This is a genomic window from Mesorhizobium cantuariense (genome assembly GCF_042647205.1).
Classification (GTDB): Bacteria; Pseudomonadota; Alphaproteobacteria; order Rhizobiales; family Rhizobiaceae; genus Mesorhizobium; species Mesorhizobium cantuariense.
The window spans coordinates 2,098,811-2,115,985 of the sequence record NZ_JBHRVD010000001.1 but is presented as its reverse complement, the minus strand read 5'-3'; the positions used below and the strand labels follow the sequence as shown (position 1 = coordinate 2,115,985).

At 61.5% G+C, this 17,175-nt stretch carries 15 protein-coding genes, 1 tRNA gene and 1 pseudogene; 6 read left to right on the top strand and 11 right to left on the bottom strand.

What is annotated here, in order from left to right:
* Positions 1-4 precede the first annotated feature (4 nt).
* A complete protein-coding gene (locus tag ACFOJ9_RS09760) occupies positions 5-1,045 on the bottom strand; it encodes an ABC transporter substrate-binding protein (protein ID WP_378978679.1) in 1,041 nt (346 codons plus the stop codon).
* Between the two features lie 197 nt (positions 1,046-1,242).
* Between ACFOJ9_RS09760 and ACFOJ9_RS09755 the strand changes: the two genes are divergently transcribed.
* Entirely contained in the window at positions 1,243-2,241 is a 999-nt protein-coding gene (locus tag ACFOJ9_RS09755; RefSeq protein WP_378978678.1) for a LacI family DNA-binding transcriptional regulator, read from the top strand.
* A 65-nt stretch (positions 2,242-2,306) separates the two neighbouring features.
* On the opposite strand, the gene ACFOJ9_RS09750 is transcribed toward ACFOJ9_RS09755, so the two are convergent.
* Together ACFOJ9_RS09750 and ACFOJ9_RS09745 are read right to left on the bottom strand one after the other, a co-directional pair.
* On the bottom strand, positions 2,307-3,092 hold the full coding sequence (locus tag ACFOJ9_RS09750) for a DUF1499 domain-containing protein (protein WP_378978677.1): 786 nt from the start codon (positions 3,090-3,092) through the stop codon (positions 2,307-2,309).
* Positions 3,093-3,273: 181 nt separating this feature from the next.
* Complete coding sequence (locus ACFOJ9_RS09745; protein ID WP_378978676.1) at positions 3,274-4,902, bottom strand: fatty-acid--CoA ligase; 1,629 nt, start codon at positions 4,900-4,902, stop codon at positions 3,274-3,276.
* 183 nt (positions 4,903-5,085) lie between these two features.
* Between ACFOJ9_RS09745 and ACFOJ9_RS09740 the strand changes: the two genes are divergently transcribed.
* The gene (locus ACFOJ9_RS09740; protein ID WP_378978675.1) at positions 5,086-5,442 is read left to right on the top strand and encodes a hypothetical protein; all 357 of its coding nucleotides are present in this window, start codon (positions 5,086-5,088) and stop codon (positions 5,440-5,442) included.
* A 214-nt stretch (positions 5,443-5,656) separates the two neighbouring features.
* Complete coding sequence (locus tag ACFOJ9_RS09735) at positions 5,657-6,046, top strand: DUF427 domain-containing protein (protein WP_378978674.1); 390 nt, start codon at positions 5,657-5,659, stop codon at positions 6,044-6,046.
* Positions 6,047-6,300: 254 nt separating this feature from the next.
* On the opposite strand, the gene ACFOJ9_RS09730 is transcribed toward ACFOJ9_RS09735, so the two are convergent.
* From ACFOJ9_RS09730 to ppdK, 3 genes are all read right to left on the bottom strand, one after another.
* Positions 6,301-7,038 (bottom strand): polysaccharide deacetylase family protein, encoded by a 738-nt coding sequence (locus ACFOJ9_RS09730; protein WP_378978673.1) that lies wholly within the window; start codon positions 7,036-7,038, stop codon positions 6,301-6,303.
* 181 nt (positions 7,039-7,219) lie between these two features.
* Positions 7,220-8,323 (bottom strand): glycosyltransferase family 9 protein, encoded by a 1,104-nt coding sequence (locus tag ACFOJ9_RS09725; RefSeq protein WP_378978672.1) that lies wholly within the window; start codon positions 8,321-8,323, stop codon positions 7,220-7,222.
* Between the two features lie 123 nt (positions 8,324-8,446).
* Complete coding sequence (ppdK, locus tag ACFOJ9_RS09720; protein ID WP_378978671.1) at positions 8,447-11,125, bottom strand: pyruvate, phosphate dikinase; 2,679 nt, start codon at positions 11,123-11,125, stop codon at positions 8,447-8,449.
* Positions 11,126-11,352: 227 nt separating this feature from the next.
* On the opposite strand from ppdK, the gene ACFOJ9_RS09715 reads away from it, so the two are divergent.
* From ACFOJ9_RS09715 to ACFOJ9_RS09705, 3 genes are all read left to right on the top strand, one after another.
* The gene (locus ACFOJ9_RS09715) at positions 11,353-11,697 is read left to right on the top strand and encodes a VOC family protein (RefSeq protein WP_378978670.1); all 345 of its coding nucleotides are present in this window, start codon (positions 11,353-11,355) and stop codon (positions 11,695-11,697) included.
* A gap of 128 nt (positions 11,698-11,825) precedes the next feature.
* Positions 11,826-11,900: transfer RNA gene (locus tag ACFOJ9_RS09710), tRNA-Gln, on the top strand.
* 222 nt (positions 11,901-12,122) lie between these two features.
* Positions 12,123-14,213, top strand: coding sequence for an O-antigen ligase family protein (locus ACFOJ9_RS09705; RefSeq protein WP_378978669.1), 2,091 nt, complete (start codon positions 12,123-12,125; stop codon positions 14,211-14,213).
* A 141-nt stretch (positions 14,214-14,354) separates the two neighbouring features.
* On the opposite strand, the pseudogene ACFOJ9_RS09700 reads toward ACFOJ9_RS09705, so the two are convergent.
* From ACFOJ9_RS09700 to ACFOJ9_RS09680, 5 genes and pseudogenes are all read right to left on the bottom strand, one after another.
* A pseudogene (locus ACFOJ9_RS09700) lies at positions 14,355-14,516 on the bottom strand (tyrosine-type recombinase/integrase); the annotation flags it as partial.
* Positions 14,517-14,526: 10 nt separating this feature from the next.
* On the bottom strand, positions 14,527-15,339 hold the full coding sequence (locus tag ACFOJ9_RS09695; RefSeq protein WP_292642081.1) for an SDR family NAD(P)-dependent oxidoreductase: 813 nt from the start codon (positions 15,337-15,339) through the stop codon (positions 14,527-14,529).
* Positions 15,340-15,384: 45 nt separating this feature from the next.
* Positions 15,385-15,990 carry an SRPBCC domain-containing protein gene (locus ACFOJ9_RS09690; protein ID WP_378978668.1) on the bottom strand — a complete coding sequence of 202 codons (606 nt, stop codon included), beginning with the start codon at positions 15,988-15,990 and terminating at the stop codon, positions 15,385-15,387.
* 3 nt (positions 15,991-15,993) lie between these two features.
* On the bottom strand, positions 15,994-16,596 hold the full coding sequence (locus tag ACFOJ9_RS09685; RefSeq protein WP_378978667.1) for an NADPH-dependent F420 reductase: 603 nt from the start codon (positions 16,594-16,596) through the stop codon (positions 15,994-15,996).
* Positions 16,597-16,654: 58 nt separating this feature from the next.
* Positions 16,655-17,152 carry an SRPBCC domain-containing protein gene (locus ACFOJ9_RS09680; protein WP_378978666.1) on the bottom strand — a complete coding sequence of 166 codons (498 nt, stop codon included), beginning with the start codon at positions 17,150-17,152 and terminating at the stop codon, positions 16,655-16,657.
* Positions 17,153-17,175: the final 23 nt, after the last annotated feature.

Genomic DNA, 17,175 nt, shown 5'->3' with positions numbered 1-17,175 from the left:
AGACTCAGCGGCTCATCATCTCATCGAAGGCCTTTTGGGCAGCCTCGCCGTTCTTGACCCACCAGTCTGCTTTCGAAAACACCGAAGTACCGGCGTTTTCAGGCGCGGTCGCAAGGGTCTTCAGACGGTCTTCGGGGATGAGGCCACCCTCATATGCCGCAGGATTGACTGGGCCGTAGGCAATAAAATCGGTCAGCTTGGCCACGCGCGCAGGCTGTGTCATCGCTGCTATCAGCTTCATGGCCGCTTCCTTGTTGGGCGCCCCCTTCGGCACTCCGAGACAGTCGGTGCCAATGACGGAACCCTTGAACGTGTAGTCGGCCGCGCCGCCATCTTTTTTCACAGTCTCTGCCCGTCCGTTCCAGGTAATGATCAAATCCGCCTCACCGTCTTTCAGCAACTGCGCCGACTGAGCGCCCGAGGTCCACCACACCGAGACATTTGGTTTGATCGCTTCGAGCCGCTTGATGGCGCGATCCAGACCCTCCGGCGTGCTGAGCACGGGATAAATGTCCGCCGGTGCCACGCCGTCGGAGAGCAGCGCGATCTCGATCGAGTCTTGTGCATTGGCGCGCAGAGCGCGACGGCCCGGGAATTTGGCAACATCCCAGAAATCCGCCCAGCTCTTGGGCGGGTTCTCGCCATAGGTCTTGGTGTTCCACGACATGACGGTGCCATAAGAGTCGAAGGGATAGCAGTAGTCGGACTTTGCGCCGTCCGGCACAGACTTGGGATCGATGATCTTGTAGTCAAGCGGCTCCAGCAGCGACTGTGCGGCCGCCTGCGCGCCTTCCGGTGAGCCAAGGTGAATGACGTCGGTCGTGATGGCCCCAGAGGTGACCTGCATCTTCAAGGCGGCCAGGCCGTCGCTCAGGGTCTCTTCTCGGACATCGTAGCCAAGCTCTTTTGCAGCAGGGGCCCACATGGCTTCCTTCATGGCGTTACCATAGTCGCCGCCAGCGGTCGTGATGGTGACCGTCTGGGCATGGACGGGCAAGGCAGCTGAGATTGCGAATGCTGTTAAGGAAATGCGCAGCCAAGACATAGGTCTCCTCCCCAATCTTTATCAAATGTCGCCGAAAAGGCCCATTTATTTGTAATCGTAACGTTACGATTTCATCTTAACACAACGGAGTCAAGCTGCTTTCCTGGTGAGGTCGGATTGACCGGAATGTCGAATCCGGTAACGTCGCGGCGGTCAGCAAAATCAGCCGGCGCTTTCGCAATGAAGTCGGGCGAACAATGGCCAATCTAAAGCAGATCGCGGCTGAACTTTCCCTCTCGGTGACCACGGTGTCGCGCGCTCTGAAGGATGGGCCGGAAGTACAGCCCTCGACCATAGCCCGCGTCAAGGAGGCGGCTAAGCGGGTTGGCTATGTGCCAGATCATCATGGTCGTGCGCTCAAAACCGGTCGAACGCTGACTCTGACGGCAGTGCTTCCAATGGAGACACGAGACCATCTGTCCGATCTGTTGAAGCTCCCCTTGATCGAAGGCATGACGCTGGCAGCGCGGCAAGCCGGTTACAGTCTGTCCATCTATTCCACCACTCCCGACGACGATCCCGTCGAGAGTGTGCAGCGGCAGCTTCAGGCCCGCAGCACAGACGGACTGATCATCACGCGCTTGGTGTCGGGCGATCCGCGCGTCAAGCTGCTGCTGGATCGACGCATGCCATTCGTCGCATTTGGAAGAACCGACCTGGACATCGCATACCCCTATGTCGATGTCGACAACGAACAGATTGCCTACGAAGCGACCCGACGGCTGATGGATAAGGGCTGTCGACGCATCGCGCTGCAACTTCTCGTTCCGGAAGATCAGGCGAGTGCCATGCGTCTTTCCGGGTATGGAAGGGCAATGGCCGAGGCCGGTATTCCGATCGACCAATCGCTGATCGGTCATGGCATGTTCACGATGGAATCGAGCGCAGGCTGGTTTGATCGCTTACTGGCGTCGTCACATCCGCCGACAGGCTTGGCATGCGCCAACGAACTGGGCCTTCTCGGGGCGTTACATGCTCTTGGCAGAAGAGGTCTCGTGCCAGGAAGCGACGTCCACATTGTCACTCGTGACAGCACGCGGCTGGCACGCTTCCTGCCGGCAAAAATCGGAGTTCATTTCGTGGATATGGCGGCGGTTGGACGCAAACTTATCGAAGTCCTGGAGAGCCGGATCATCGATCCGCTTGGGCCGGTCGCGACGATCTTGCTGCAGGGCAGATTCGAGCCCTCCGAATAGTCTGACGCAGACTCAAGCTGCATTCTGCGGCGACATGCGGATCCGCCTACAACAAGTTCTGAACATCACTCGGCCGGCGCCGCGCCAACCTGGCCGGCGACTTCCTGGTCGAGTTCCGCCAGGAATTCGGTGATGCGCGCGGCATTGTCGCCGAGGTCGTAGCGGCCGTAGCGGGAGGCCGACCGCATGTCGACAATGATCGTGTCGCCATCGTCGGTCACGCGGATCGCCACATCGGCTGGAAGACCGATCACGAAACCCCTGGCCAGCGCGGTGATGGTCACCTCGCTTTGCCCGCTGAGGTCGGGATAGGGTTCGGTAAGGTCCCAATCGCGCCGGTCGAGTACGGTTTCGACGGCATTGACGACGGTCTCGAACGGCAGGTCGTAGCTGCGTGCACTGACCAGCGGATAGCTGTCGGTCTGCAGCCGCTGTTCGCCCGGCGTCGACAGGGAGAGCACGTTCATATTCTTCGTCCGATCGCTCACGTCGAGCGCCGGCGGTTCCTCGAAATCCGTCGAGATATCCCTGAGCGGCGGATAGATTGTCGCCCAGTAGGCGGCAACCCCATAGGGCGCGAGCACCAGCAGCGCCAGCAGCGCGCCGACCGTCAGGTCGCGACCGCCGCGGTCGCCGAAATTCCACAGCCGCGAAAAGGCAAACCCGGCAAACAACAGCGCCATGGCCGCCAGCAGCGCGACAATGCCCAGCACCCACAGAAAAGCAGGGGTTTCAACGAGACCGAAGCGATGGCCGACGAAGACCGTCAGCAGCAACACCAACGAAAAAGCGGCCGTGCGCCGCGACCAGCCGGCCGCCCTCGACGTTTGCCGTTCAGGAATACTTGCCATCGATTGCCGCACCACCCCAACCCGAACGGAGACTTGGAGCGGTTCACCGTTTCACGGAAACGCGGAACCGCTCCATCTCTTTGTTTGTCGCAATTCCGGACGGAAAACCGTTTCACACTTTTCCTGGAATTGCTCTAGAACCTTTTTGCGATGGCATGAAGCCGAAACACGCACCATCGCGTCAATCCGTCGGCAAGCGATAGTCCTTGAACTGCTGGCGCAAGGTGATCTTCTGGATCTTGCCGGTGGCGGTGTGCGGAATTTCGCCGACGAAGGCGACATCGTCCGGCATCCACCATTTGGCCACCTTGCCATCCATGAAGTCGAGAATATCAGCCTTGGTCGGTTCCTTGCCTGGCTTGCGGACGACGACCAGCAAAGGCCGCTCGCCCCATTTCGAATGATGGACGCCGATTGCGGCCGCCTCCGCGACATCGGGGTGGCCGACGGCCAGGTTCTCGAGGTCGATGGTCGAAATCCATTCACCGCCGGACTTGATGACGTCCTTGGCGCGATCGGTGATCTGCATATAGCCGCCGGCGTCGATGTGGGCGACGTCGCCGGTGTCGAACCAGCCATCCTCGTCGAACTGTTCCGGGCCGGCGCCGCCATAATAGGTGCGGGCAACGGCCGGTCCGCGCACTTTCAGGCGGCCAAATGTCTTGCCATCCCAGGGCTGTGCGTTGTTGTCGTCGTCGGTCACCTTCATTTCGACGCCGAAGGGCGGGTAGCCCTGTTTCTGCTGGATATCGAGCCGGGCTTCCCCCTCAAGACCGGCATAGTCCGGCTTCAAGGTGCACAGCGTGCCGAGCGGCGACATTTCGGTCATGCCCCAGGCATGGATGACCTGGACATCGTAGTTCTGCTGAAACTTGGTCATGATCGCGCGCGGGCAGGACGAGCCGCCGATGACGACCTTGTGGAGATAGGGAAGCTTCTTGCCGGTCTCCTCCAGATGCTGCAGCAGCATCATCCAGACGGTCGGCACGGCAGCGCTGAAGGTCACCTTCTCGGTGTCGAGCAGTTCGTAGATCGAGGCGCCGTCCATCTTGCAGCCAGGCATGACCAGCTTGGCGCCGATCATCGGCCCGCTCTGGGCAAGGCCCCAGGCATTGGCGTGGAACATCGGCACCACCGGCAAGATCGTATCGCGCGACGACAGGCCCATGGCATCGGGCATGGCGGCGATCATGGCGTGCAGCACGTTCGAACGGTGGCTGTAGACGACGCCTTTGGGATCACCGGTGGTCCCGGACGTGTAGCACATGCCGGCGGCGGTGCCTTCGTCGAAGGTCTTCCAGGCGAAGTCGCCATCGGCCTCATCAAGCCAGTCTTCATAGGCGACCACGTTGGGCAATGTCGTCTGCGGCATGTGCGCCTTGTCGGTCAGCACGATCACCTGTTTCAGCGACTTGACGGCGCCGGCGATCTTCTCGAGCAGCGGCATGAAAGTCAGGTCGACGAAGACAGCCTTGTCCTCGGCATGGTTCATGATCCAGACGATCTGCTCGGGAAACAGCCGCGGGTTGAGCGTATGGTAGATGGCGCCGATGCCCATGATGCCATACCAGGCCTCAATGTGACGCGCGGTGTTCCAGGCCAGTGTGGCGATGCGATCGCCCAACCCATAGCCGTCACGCTCCAGCCGCTGGGCGACCTTCAGGGCGCGACGATGGATGTCCGCATAGGTGGTGCGCACGATCGGCCCCTCGATCGAGCGCGACACGATCTCGCGCACGCCATGCTGCCGCTCGGCATTGTCGATGAGCTTGTGGCAAAGCAGCGGCCATTCCTGCATCAGTCCTAGCATTCGGTCCTCCCTCACGCTTTTGCGTTATGATTTTTGTGCCATTGTGGAGCGAACCGCCGGATTGTCCAGCCGCCAGCACGGCCGAGTGCTGCATTGGTGGAAAACCGCCACAATCCGGCCATCGTCGGCGTTAAGTTTCGTTAACGGGCAAAGGGGTGCGATTGGCGACTGAAAGAGGTTCGCATGGACGCGCAGCTCGACGACAAGGCTCTCGAGAGTACGCTTGCCGAAAGTCTGGCCGATCTGGTGCCGGATACAAAGACTGTTTCCGAAGACGAATTTGTTGAAGTTGTCGGCGGCGCGCTGGAAGCGGTCGGCGGCACACTGCTGTTCAAGATGTGCGTCCAGAACCAGGGCGAAGGCCAACACGTCGCGGCCGCATCCGTCGGCGACGGCGGCAACCGCCAGTTCCTGCTGCTCACCTTGCCGACCGGCGGCGGCTCGTTGAAGGTCGAAACCGCGTCGAGAAGCAGCAACCCGGTGGCCGGCATTGCTGCCGCTTATGCCGGGCTCATGGATGCGTTCAAGACCGCAGCCTGACTGCTTTGTTTGACGCAATTCCCAAGGGAAAGCGCGTCTTTCCCTGGAAAATCGTTTCACACTTTTCCCGGAATTGCTCCAAGCGGAGAAGTATTTCGGAGGTACGATCCGTTGGTATCGGCCTAGGTAGGGCTTGCGTGTTGCATGGTGACAGCAGGCCTTGAACAACGCCCTTGCGCGACACATTTGGAAGTCGAAGCAAGGAGAACCCGTCTTGGATCAGATCGCCAATCCCGCCCCCGGTTTTCAACGCAATCCCGACAAGATCATCACCATCGAGCCCTATGCCGGCACCGTCACCGTGCGCGCCGGAGACGTGGTCATCGCTTCATCGATGACGGCCAAGGTGCTGACCGAGGCCCCTTATCCCGCGGCGTTCTACATTCCGTTCGCCGACATTGATTTCGGCAAGCTCAGCAGCACCGAACACTCGACCCATTGCCCCTACAAGGGCGACGCAAGCTATTGGAGCGTGCTGCCTGCCGGCGAGACCGGCCACAACGCTATGTGGGCCTATGAACGGCCTTTCGACGAAATGGCTGAAATCCGCAACCACGGCGCATTCTACGCCAGCAAGGTCGCGATCGAAGCCACGCCGGCCTAAGCAAAACCGCCTTCGTACTGGAAGCATGATCTTTCCTGGCCGTACCCATGCTCCAAGGTATGTTGAGATTCAGGTCAGGCCGCGCCGAGAATGGTGGTTTGCGAGAACCGGAGCGGAGCGTGCTTAAAGTACGTAAGTACCGGCCTACGCCGGCCATAGCCTTAACGGCCACGCCCACTCATGAGTGCTTCGGTCGGCGAAAGCCGGAAGCGCAGGAAGCCGCCGTTCGCAGGCCGGCTGAATATCGATATGCCTTAGTCGGTGGTGCCGTTATTGCCGACGCCCTCGGCATCGTCGAGCCGCACAAAGGTCAAGCCCTTGGCCTTGAGCGCCAGCAGCCCCTGCACCACGCCTTCGCCGGCGGCATGGGTCGGCTGGTTGATGTGCGAGATAATCACGTCACCGTCCTTGGCCGCTGCAATGCGCCGCGCGGTTTCCTTGGCGCCAAGCAATGAGCCGCCGTCGCCGTTTATCGAGAATCCCGCGATCTTGAAGCCAAGCTTGCGGATCATGGCGATTGCCGACGGGCTGTATTCGGCGGTTGCGCCACGAAACCATTTCGGCGCCGGCTCGCCGGTCCCGGCAAGAGCGGCGGCACCCGACTGGACCTCGGCCAGCACCGCGTCCGGGCTGCCGGCGCTGCGGATGCCGTAGATTTTCTGCGGCGTATCGACCGCCGGGATATGATGGCCGCCGTGATTTTCCAGTTCGAACAGCTCGGGATGGGCCCGCATGATCTCGACGGCGGCGGCGTTTCGCTTCAGCCAGATGCCGGTCACGAAAATGGTGGCGGGGATCTTGTTTTCCACCAGCGCCGAGAGGATCCGATTGTCGGTCTGTCCGCCGCAGGCATCGAGCGTGAGCGCAACGCGGCCGGCTCCGCTCGCCTCCGGCCTGATGTGCAGCGTCGGCTCGACGAGCGGCGCGGCACGGGCGGCGGATACCATCGCCAACGACATGGCGATCATGCAGAGATTTTTTTGCGGGCGCATCAAACCGAATTCCTGACGGGTTATTTCAAGCAGGCATCCCAAGACCCGCATGAAGGCGGAAATCGGGATGGCGCATAGCGGAAAAGCGCCCGGCGCGACAATTTGACCGTTCGTGTTGACCGTTCGTGGTGAGCCGGCCATTCCACGACGGCGGCAGCGCTTGCCCGCGCGGCGCATGATCTCAGACGGCGCGTTCCCGCTTCATTTCGGTACGCGAAAGAATCTCGCGCACCGCGTCGACGACAGGCTTGACCTCCAGGCCCCAGACGCAGCAGGCCTTGCTGGGATCCGGCGCGCGGCAGAGGTCCTTGGCCACGCAGGCGCAAGGCATCGGCGGCCGGAGCGAGATGCTGGGCACGCCAACGGGACCCCAGCGCGCCGGATCCGTCAGACCGAACAGCCCGACAACCGGGGTTCCGGTGGCAGCGGCCATATGCATCGGGCCGCTCTCATTGCCGAGAAACAGCCGGGCCTGTTTCAGCACCGCCAGCAGGCTTTCAAGCGACAGATCCCCGACCAGATTGACGACCGACGGCGCGGTCCTGGCGACGATACGTTCGGCAATCTCCCGCTCGTCCGGCCCGCCCACCAGGACGACGTCCAGGCCGGTTTCACCGGTAATTTCGACGATCGCCGCGGCAAACCGCTCCGGCTGCCAACGTCGCCCCTCGAAGCTTGCACCGGCATGCACGGCGATGAAAGCGTTTGGCCGCAGATGGTGCTTGCCCAGCAGCGCCAATGCTTTCGCCGTCTCCAGCGGCAGCGGCTGAAGGCTCGGAATCACCGTGCGAAGTTCGATGCCGAGCGCTTCGAGCGGCGAGAGGTAGCGGTACAGGAAATGCTGGCCATCAAAGCCGTAAGGCATGGCAAAGACATTGGCGGGCTGCCGCTCCAGCATACGCAAGGGTCTTTCGGAAGGATTGTAGCCGACGCGGGTCTTTGCGTTGACGAGCCCGCTGACGATGCGCGACGTCTTTGAATCGGTGATGTCGATCGTCAGGTCGAAGCGGTAGCGGCGCAACGCCCGTATCATGGCGTAAAGCTCTTTCCCGCGCTCGAGGTTGGTGCCGCGCATGCGGGCGCGCCTGAACGTGACCACCTCGGAAGCGATGCCATGGGCGATCACGAAGCTCTCGAAGCGGGCCTCGCAGAGAAACACAATTCTGGCGCCGGGGAATTCGAGCCGCAGGTTTTTGGCAAGCACCGAGGCGAGAACGAGATCTCCTATGAACTTCGTTTGAATGACCAGGATCGAGTGGAACGGTGCGGGTGAGGTCTGCAACATCTGTTTCCGGGCGCAATTGTCGGGACGTCGCAAATTGGGCGGAAACATTGTCGAGATTATGCAAACCCGTCAGCACGTTCGCGTGACTTGTTTTACAAAACGGTAAGCTCGGCCTGGATAGGCCTAACCGCGGTCTGCCTTCGCGACCAGCACCGCTGCCTGCGCGGCCGCCAGCCTGGCGATCGGCACGCGATAGGGCGAGCAGGACACGTAGTCGAGGCCAACCTCTTCGCAAAAGCGGATCGAGGCCGGGTCGCCGCCATGTTCGCCGCAAATGCCGAGCTTGATGTCAGGCCGCGTCGCCCTGCCCTTTTCGACAGCCATGCGCACCAGCTCGCCGACGCCGTCGATGTCGAGCGAGACGAACGGATCCTGATCGATAATGCCCTTCTGGCGGTAGGTCTCCAGGAACGAGGCCGCATCGTCGCGCGAAATGCCGAATGTCGTCTGGGTCAGGTCGTTAGTGCCGAACGAGAAGAATTCGGCTGACTCTGCAATGACATGCGCCCGGATCGCCGCGCGCGGCAGTTCGATCATGGTGCCGGTGAGATAGTCGATCTTGACGCCGGTTTCCTCCATGACGCTCTTGGCGACGGCATCGATGCGCGCTTTGACGTAGTCGAGTTCCTTCGCCAGTCCGACCAGCGGCACCATGATTTCGGGGACAACCAGCGCACCGGCCTTCTTGCCGGCCTCGACGGCCGCCTCGAAAATGGCGCGCGCCTGCATCTCGGCGATTTCGGGATAGGAGACGGCCAGCCGGCAGCCGCGATGGCCGAGCATCGGGTTGATCTCGTGCAGCGCCTCGGTGCGCTGCCTGAGCTTGTCCGGCGACACCTTCATGGCGGCGGCAACCTCGGCCACCTCCTCCTCGGTCTTGGGCAGGAATTCGTGCAGCGGCGGATCGAGCAGGCGGATCGTCACCGGCAGGCCGGCCATGATCTCGAACAGTTCGAGGAAGTCCGAACGCTGCATCGGCAAAAGCTTGGCGAGTGCGGTACGCCGGTCCTTTTCGGTGTCGGCCAGGATCATCTCGCGCATGGCGACGATGCGGTCGCCATCGAAGAACATGTGCTCGGTGCGGCAAAGGCCGATGCCTTCGGCGCCGAAGGAGCGCGCCATGCGCGCGTCGAGCGGCGTTTCGGCATTGGTGCGCACCTTCATGCGGCGTACCGCGTCCGCCCACTCCATGATGGCGGCGAAATCGCCGGAAAGTTCCGGCTGCAGCATCGGCACGGCGCCCTTCAGCACCTGGCCATTGCCGCCATCGATGGTGATGATGTCGCCTTTGCGGAAGGTCGAGCCCATCGCCATCAGCGTGCCGGCCTTGTAGTCGACACGCAGCGAGCCGGCGCCAGACACGCAAGGCTTGCCCATGCCGCGCGCCACCACCGCGGCGTGGCTGGTCATGCCGCCGCGCGTGGTCAGGATGCCTTCCGCCGCATGCATGCCGTGAATGTCTTCGGGGCTGGTTTCGATGCGCACCAGGATCGCCTTGCGGCCTTGCGTCTTCAACTCCTCGGCGTCGCCAGAAGAAAAGACGATCTCGCCGGTGGCAGCACCTGGAGAAGCCGGCAGGCCAATGCCGATGACGTCGCGCGCTGCCTTGGGGTCGATGGTCGGATGCAGCAGCTGGTCGAGCGAGGTCGGGTCGATGCGGGCGACCGCCTCTTCTTTCGTGATCAGTCTGTCCCGCGCCATCTCGACGGCGATTTTCAGCGCCGCCTTGGCGGTGCGCTTGCCGGAGCGGGTCTGCAGCATCCACAATTTGCCGCGCTCGATGGTGAATTCGAGATCCTGCATGTCGCGGTAGTGCTTTTCCAGGCTGTCGGAGATGGTGACGAAGGACTGGAACGCGTCCGGCATCAGCTTCTGCAGCGACGGCTTGTCCGAGCCCGCCGCAATGCGCGCCGCCTCGGTGATGTTCTGCGGCGTGCGGATGCCGGCGACGACGTCCTCGCCCTGTGCGTTCACCAGGAACTCGCCATAGAGCATCTTTTCGCCGGTCGACGGGTTGCGGGTGAAGGCAACGCCGGTGGCCGAGGTTTCGCCCATATTGCCGAACACCATGGCCTGGACATTGACCGCCGTGCCCCAGCTTTCGGGAATGTCGTGCAGGCGCCGGTAGGTGATGGCGCGGTTGTTCATCCAGCTCGAGAACACGGCGCCGATCGCGCCCCAGAGTTGCTCGTGCGGATCCTGCGGGAACGGCTTGCCGAGTTCTTCCTCGACCTTGGCCTTGTAGAGCGCGATGACACCCTGCCATTCGAGCGCCGTCAGTTCGGTGTCGAGCTCATGCCCAAGCCCGCCCTTCTGGTCCTCCAGGATTTCCTCGAACACCTCGTGGTCGAGGCCCATGACGACATCGGAATACATCTGGATGAAGCGTCGGTAGCTGTCATAGGCAAAGCGTGCATCGCCGGAATCGGCGGCGAGCGCCTCGACCGTCTCGTCGTTCAGCCCGAGATTGAGCACGGTGTCCATCATGCCGGGCATCGAGGCGCGAGCCCCCGAACGCACCGACACCAGCAGCAGTTTCGACGGGTCGCCGAACCGACGGCCGGTCAGGTGTCCGATATGATCGAGCGCAACCGCGACATCGGCTTCCAGTCCCTCCGGATAGGTACGGCCATTGGCATAATAGGCGTTGCAGACCTCTGTGGTGATGGTGAAGCCCGGCGGCACCGGCAGCCCCAGGCTGCACATCTCGGCCAGGTTGGCGCCCTTGCCACCCAGCAGATTCCTGTCGCCGGCACGGCCTTCCGCCGCACCATCGCCAAAGGTGAAAACCCACTTGGTCATGCTCTGCCTCTCCGGTTGCAGGAGATTGGAAAGATTGGCGAAACGGAAAGTTCCGCCGTGTGCCGACTTTGGAGCGATATGATGCTGCAGTGCGAAAGGCAAGGCGTCGGCAAAGCCGCGCGGCCCCTACAATCGATTAAGCAAAAGCTGTGTCCAAAGATGCGGCAAAAAGACTTGCTATGCGGGGGAATTTGGCATAGAACATAAAGGGAACAAATAGGTGGTCCATGAAACTGCCCGGAAAACTCGACTATCTGGAAATGCCGGCAACCGGTGGAACGCTGGACCGGCTCAAAGCTTTCTACAGCGCTGCTTTTGCCTGGTCGTTCACCGATTATGGGCCGACCTATTCGGCCTTTGCCGAGGGCCTGGATGGGGGTTTTCAAGCCGATGCCGCCGAAGCGCCATCAAAGCCGCTGCCTGTGCTCTACAGCAGGGATCTGGAGCAAACCCTCGACGCCGTCGAAAGCGCCGGCGGCACGATCGTCAAGCCGATCTTCGCGTTCCCCGGCGGCCGCCGCTTCCACTTCGTCGATCCGGCCGGCAACGAGATGGCGGTGTGGTCCGAATAGCCCGCTGCATATCATTTGGCAGCGCTGCATTGCCTGCCCAATTCGAGCGTTCCCACCGTCACTCATAAGGATTGTGCTTTTCGGCTGCTCTGCTAATAACGCGCCGCGCAAGCGACTCTGACGGCAATTGGGGCGTCGCCAAGTGGTAAGGCATCGGTTTTTGGTACCGACATTCCCAGGTTCGAATCCTGGCGCCCCAGCCATTCCGTTCTGGTCCGTTCCGGACTCGTAGGGTCGGGAATAGCGTTGCGATCTTCCCATGGTGGCTAGTAATTCTACTGTTTCATAAGTTCGGGAGAACCCACCCAAATCGCGGCGAATCGGGGACGTCACTTTGCGCATGATCTGGACAGTGTCGCCTTGAACATCTCCCTCTTTCCATACATAGGTCGACCGGGAGGGTGGCGGCTTAACATGGAACTTCAATGAACCTCCCTATCTTCGCCATCAACCTCGATCGCGAGACCGGTCGCTGGAGCGAATTGTGCGCCAGTGCCGAGGCGGCCGGCCTGACCTTGCAGCGCATTGCCGCCATCGACGGCCGTGCGCTTGCCAAAGAGGACTGGACGGAGATCGATCTTCCAGCCGCGCGAAAGCTGAGCGGGCGCGACATCTTGCCCGGCGAATATGCCTGTTACCGCAGCCATATCCAGGCGCTGGAGGCATTCCTCGCGGGTGGCGGCGCCTATGGCCTGATTGTCGAGGACGACGTCCTCTTCAGCGAAAACACCATACGGCGCATCGAGGCCATCATCGCGGCGGTGCCGGATTTCGATGCCATCAAGCTGACCAACCATCGCATGAGCTTCTTCATGCGCGCCGTCGAGACGACGGAAGGCGACGAGATCGGTCGCGCGCTGCATGGCCCGCAAGGCTCGGCGGCCGCCTATCTGGTGACGCGGGAGGGGGCGCAGGGGCTGTTGTCGGCGCTCGCCGTAATGAAAATGCCATGGGACGTCGCACTCGAACGATTTTGGGATACCGGCCTGAAAGTCTATTCGGTCCGCCAAAACGTGCTTGGCTTCGCCGCCAGCAGCAAGATTTCCGGCATAGCCGGTCCCTCGGGAAGCTACAAATTCGCAAGGCTTGGCGGGCCGAGCCGGCTAAGTGCCGGGGCGTTGCGGGCCGGCGACGAGCTGCGCCGCCTGCATCACGTCCTGCTGCGGCCCCCCTTGCCGCGAGAAACCCCGGACTACGCCAGGGACGATGCGCCGCGCAACAACCTGCTTCTGTTGCTTGCGGCGCTCGCCATTCTCGCTTTGGTCTCCGCGGTCTGGCGCGAGGCCGACACCTACCGCTATGCAGGCCTGGCGCTGGCCTTGGTCGCAGTCATCCGGTGGTTCAGGGTGGATTTGTGGACCTACAGCAAACCGCTGATCGGTTGGGTCGGCGGTCTGTGCGTGGGTTGGTCGCTCTATGTCTTCATCCGACTGGCGATCGTCTATTTCGGTACCCACCAGTTGGGTGGCGCCGAAGGCATTTACCTGTTTCCGCTGTTCTACGCGACAACCGGCTTCGCGTTTCTGCTGTTTGTCAGGCAGCCCGCGCGGCTCGTGCTCTGGTTCATGATCCTCAGTCTTGTCTTCCTGGCGGCGGACACCTTCTATTCGGACATGTTTCAAGGCATCCAACCGACCCCGCGGCTTTTCAACAATCCCATCCACGCGTCGGTGGCGGCCGGTTTCATCTTCCTTTGCGCACTGCAATTCACGGCTTACACGGCCCAAAGAACGGACCTGAGGAAAGCAACCAAGAACCTGCATTGGGCGCTGTCGGCAGCTGTCCTGCTGTTTGCCCTCGTCAACATCATCGAGATGCGGTCAAAGGGTGTCTGGCTTGCGCTTGCGCTCGTCCTGCTCTTGTTGGCGGTCATGACCCTGGCGAGAGGCCATCGCCGCGAACTGTTGGTTTCGTGTGGCGTGCTGGCGATCGTGGCGGCCGGCGTTGGTGCAACACACAACATCTTCTCGTCCACCGCCGGCGACACCATGACCTTCGCCAAGGCCTTGGTTCCGGATGTCTTGAGGCATGGCGTCCTCCCGGCCTTCGACCGCGCCATCGCGAGCGATACGGTCCCGCTTGCAGCCAAGGAACGGCTGATGCTGTGGGCGGATGCGCTCGAGATCTGGAAACGCCACCCGATCTTCGGAGCCAGCTCAAGCTGGCTGACCGAATGGCAGCACAGAACCTATCATCCCATGATCTTCAACGTCTTCCACAACGGTTATCTGGAGATTGCCGTGCGTTATGGTGTGGTTGGACTGGCGTTCTTTGCCTTTCTCTACACCTGGTCGGCCAGGCAGGTTCTCCTGGCCATGCGCGCCAAGCTTATCGCTCCGGCCGCATGGTCCTGCTACATCTCAACACTGGTCTTCTTCGCCCTAACCATCCTTACCAATTCAAACAACCGGCTGGCTATGGGTGAGGCCTTCATGTGGTTCGCTGCAGCGTTCGGCTTCTATTGTTTTTATATTCGCCAGCAGAAGAACCTTGTCGCGCCGCGAACCTATTTTTAGGGCCGGCATGTCGCGCAACCGCGTGGCACCGGTGACGGTACAGGCGACAAGGTGCTCCGTGCTCAAATCCGATCGAACTCAATCGGCCGGTCTCAGCCTCGAAACTCGGAATTGCAGCTGCCTCTAACTAGCCGAATGGTTTGGAAGTGTCGGCACATGTTCAAGCTGGCCGAGCATGACGCGAATCTCAGAGGGCGAAAGGGATCGATCCTTCGGAACGAAGGTCGCGATCGAGGCCGGTCCAACATCGTCGGCCTGATTGGGAACCTTCTCGCCGTGCAGGATCGCGAACGGAACAATTTGGGTCGTCCTGCTACGCGACGAAACGGACCACGCCGCCATCCACCCGTAAAGCCGCGCCGGTTGTCGCCGAAGCCTGCTCCGAGCATGCATAGATGATCATGTTGGCCACCTCATCGGTGGTCGCGAAACGTTGGATGAGGGTGGTCGGACGCATCGCCTTCAGGAAGCCCTGCTCGGCTTCCTGCTGCGTGATCCCGTTTGCGTCAGCCTGCTTCGCCATGAAGTCGCCCAGGATCTCAGAGCGGGTAGGTCCCGGCAAGACGGCGTTGACGGTGACGCCCGTGCCCGCGACCGCCTCGGCAAGCCCGCGCGAGATCGCGAGTTGAGCTGTCTTAGTCATGCCGTAGTCAAGCATTTCCTTGGGGATGTTGACTGCGGACTCGCTACTTACAAACACGACACGGCCCCAGCCTTTCGCCACCATCCGCGGCAGGTAATGACGGGTCACCCGCACGCCACTCATTACGTTCAACTGGAAGAGGCCAAGCCAGTCCTCGTCGGGGATCTTCGCGATGTCCTCGACGCCACTGTAGTCCCGGATGTGAGCCGTGCCCACGTTGTTCACAAGGATATCGGCGTCTGGCGCCTGCGCGATCAAGGTCTCGGCACCCTCCGATGTCGCAAGATCGGCGGCGATGCCCGAGATGTCGCTTCCGGGAAAGGCCTGCCGCATCTGCCGCACCGCCTCGTCAATCCGGGCTTCTCCACGGCCGTTGATGACGACCGATGCGCCGGCACGGGCCAGTCCCTCCGCGGTAGCACGGCCGATGCCTGCCGTTGACCCCGTAACGATCGCCTTGCGGCCCTTGAGTTCGATATTCATGTTATTTCATCTCCAAATTATAGGTGAACAAGGCGATCGATCCACTCATCCAGGCTGGAACAGATCGTCGCCCGTCGAGTACCGGCAGCATCCGGACGAAGGCAGCATTGCGAAGCGTTGAAGCGTGGACAGCGCCAGGACAGGGGCGTCAGCTCGCTTTCTTTGCTGCTTCGGCCTCCGCTGCGCGGGCGAGGCTTTCGACCCACTCCTGGTGATAGCGGTAGAGCGCGCCGGGATGCTTGTGCCCGAGCAAGTCCAGAAACCAGGCCCCTGTTGCGTCTCCTCGGTCAGGACATGGCAGCCATCGTAGGTCGGCGTGATAACCCAGCCGTGATATGCGCTCGAGCCGGTCGCATCGTCGTCGACTGTCGTCGCCCAAGCGAGCCGGCGCAAGGGCTCGAACTCGGTCACTATAAGGCTCATCGGGAATCCGACAGTGACTCGACTGTACCTGGTTCCGAGCGCCAGTTCCGCCTCACCTGTCAGGATCTTGACCTGATCCTCGGCAGGAAAGTAGCTCAGCCAATTCTCGGCATCGACGAGCAGCTTCCAGACCACTTCAGGCGGCGCCTTAATGTCGATGTCGTTCAGCGCATAGATGGCCGACGTTCTGGGGTCATACCGCTCCGGCCAGATTACATGGTCGTACATGGTTCATTTGTCCTTTTTGAACAGGTCCTGGAAGATCAATGGTGCCCAGCTCTTGTCCCGCGCCTGCACGAGCTGACCGCCTTCCGCGATCTTGCCGAGGCTAACCGGCGCGTAGCCGAGCCGCTCGACCAGGGCGGCGACTGTGGCAGTCGTGCTCTCGTCATCGCTCGATAGGAATACGACCCGTCGTCCGCCCGTGATGGCCGGATCTTCCGCGAGGACGCCTGCGGGCAGGTGGTTGAAGCCCTTCACGAACTGAGCACCGGGGAAGGCCTTGGCGATGACGGCGGAGGATGGAAGACCGTCCAAGTCTTCAACGGGAACGCCAAACGCGTTCGTTGCGTCGATGACTGTCTTGCCCCGCCAACTCGCAAAGGCCTTCGCGACCTTCCGGTGTTCCCAGAACGGGACCGCCAAGATGATGGCGTCAGCCTTGATTGCATCTTGCAGCGCCTTGGGGAGGACCGTGGGTCCGATCGCCCGCGCCTGCGGCGCGAGCGCGTCGGGTGCCCGCCGGCTGGCGACAGCCACTTCGATGTTCTTACGGGCGAAGGCGCGGGCGAGGGCTTGGCCCACCGCGCCGAAACCTACAATTGCATAACTCATGCTGGTTCTCCGATCTGCGTTGATGTTGATTGTCCCGGGCAGTTACCGGCTCGGACCCTTATCGCGTGGGAGACTCGCCGCCCTGTGTGGCGACCTTCGCGAGATCTTCCAAAAGCGTTTGATGCGTGCGCCAAAAGATGTCGGGAGCCTGCTTCGCCAGCTCGATCCACAGCGGTCCCTGCATCGTTTCTTCGGTCCAGAGGTGGGTCCCATTCGGCGTGGGCGTGATGATCCAGGCGTGATAGGCCTTGGACTCGAGCGACGCCTTGGGGCCGCCGGCCCAGGCGATGCGCGTCATCGGCTCAAATTCCTGCACGGACGCATAGACGTCCTGGCCGGCCAGATTGGTCTCGAAGCGCGTGCCGAGGCGCAACGACTCATGCCCGCCCAGCAATTCGACATGTTCGACACCCGGGTAGAAGCTCGGCCAGGCGGCGGTATCCACGAGCAGCGACCAGATCGTTTCAGGAGATACTGCGACCTCCAGCTCGTTTGTGAAATGAATCGGCGATCGGCTGGGAGTCATGTCCTGCGGCCATCTGATTGCTTCGTACATTTCTACCTCTATTTCTCGCTTGA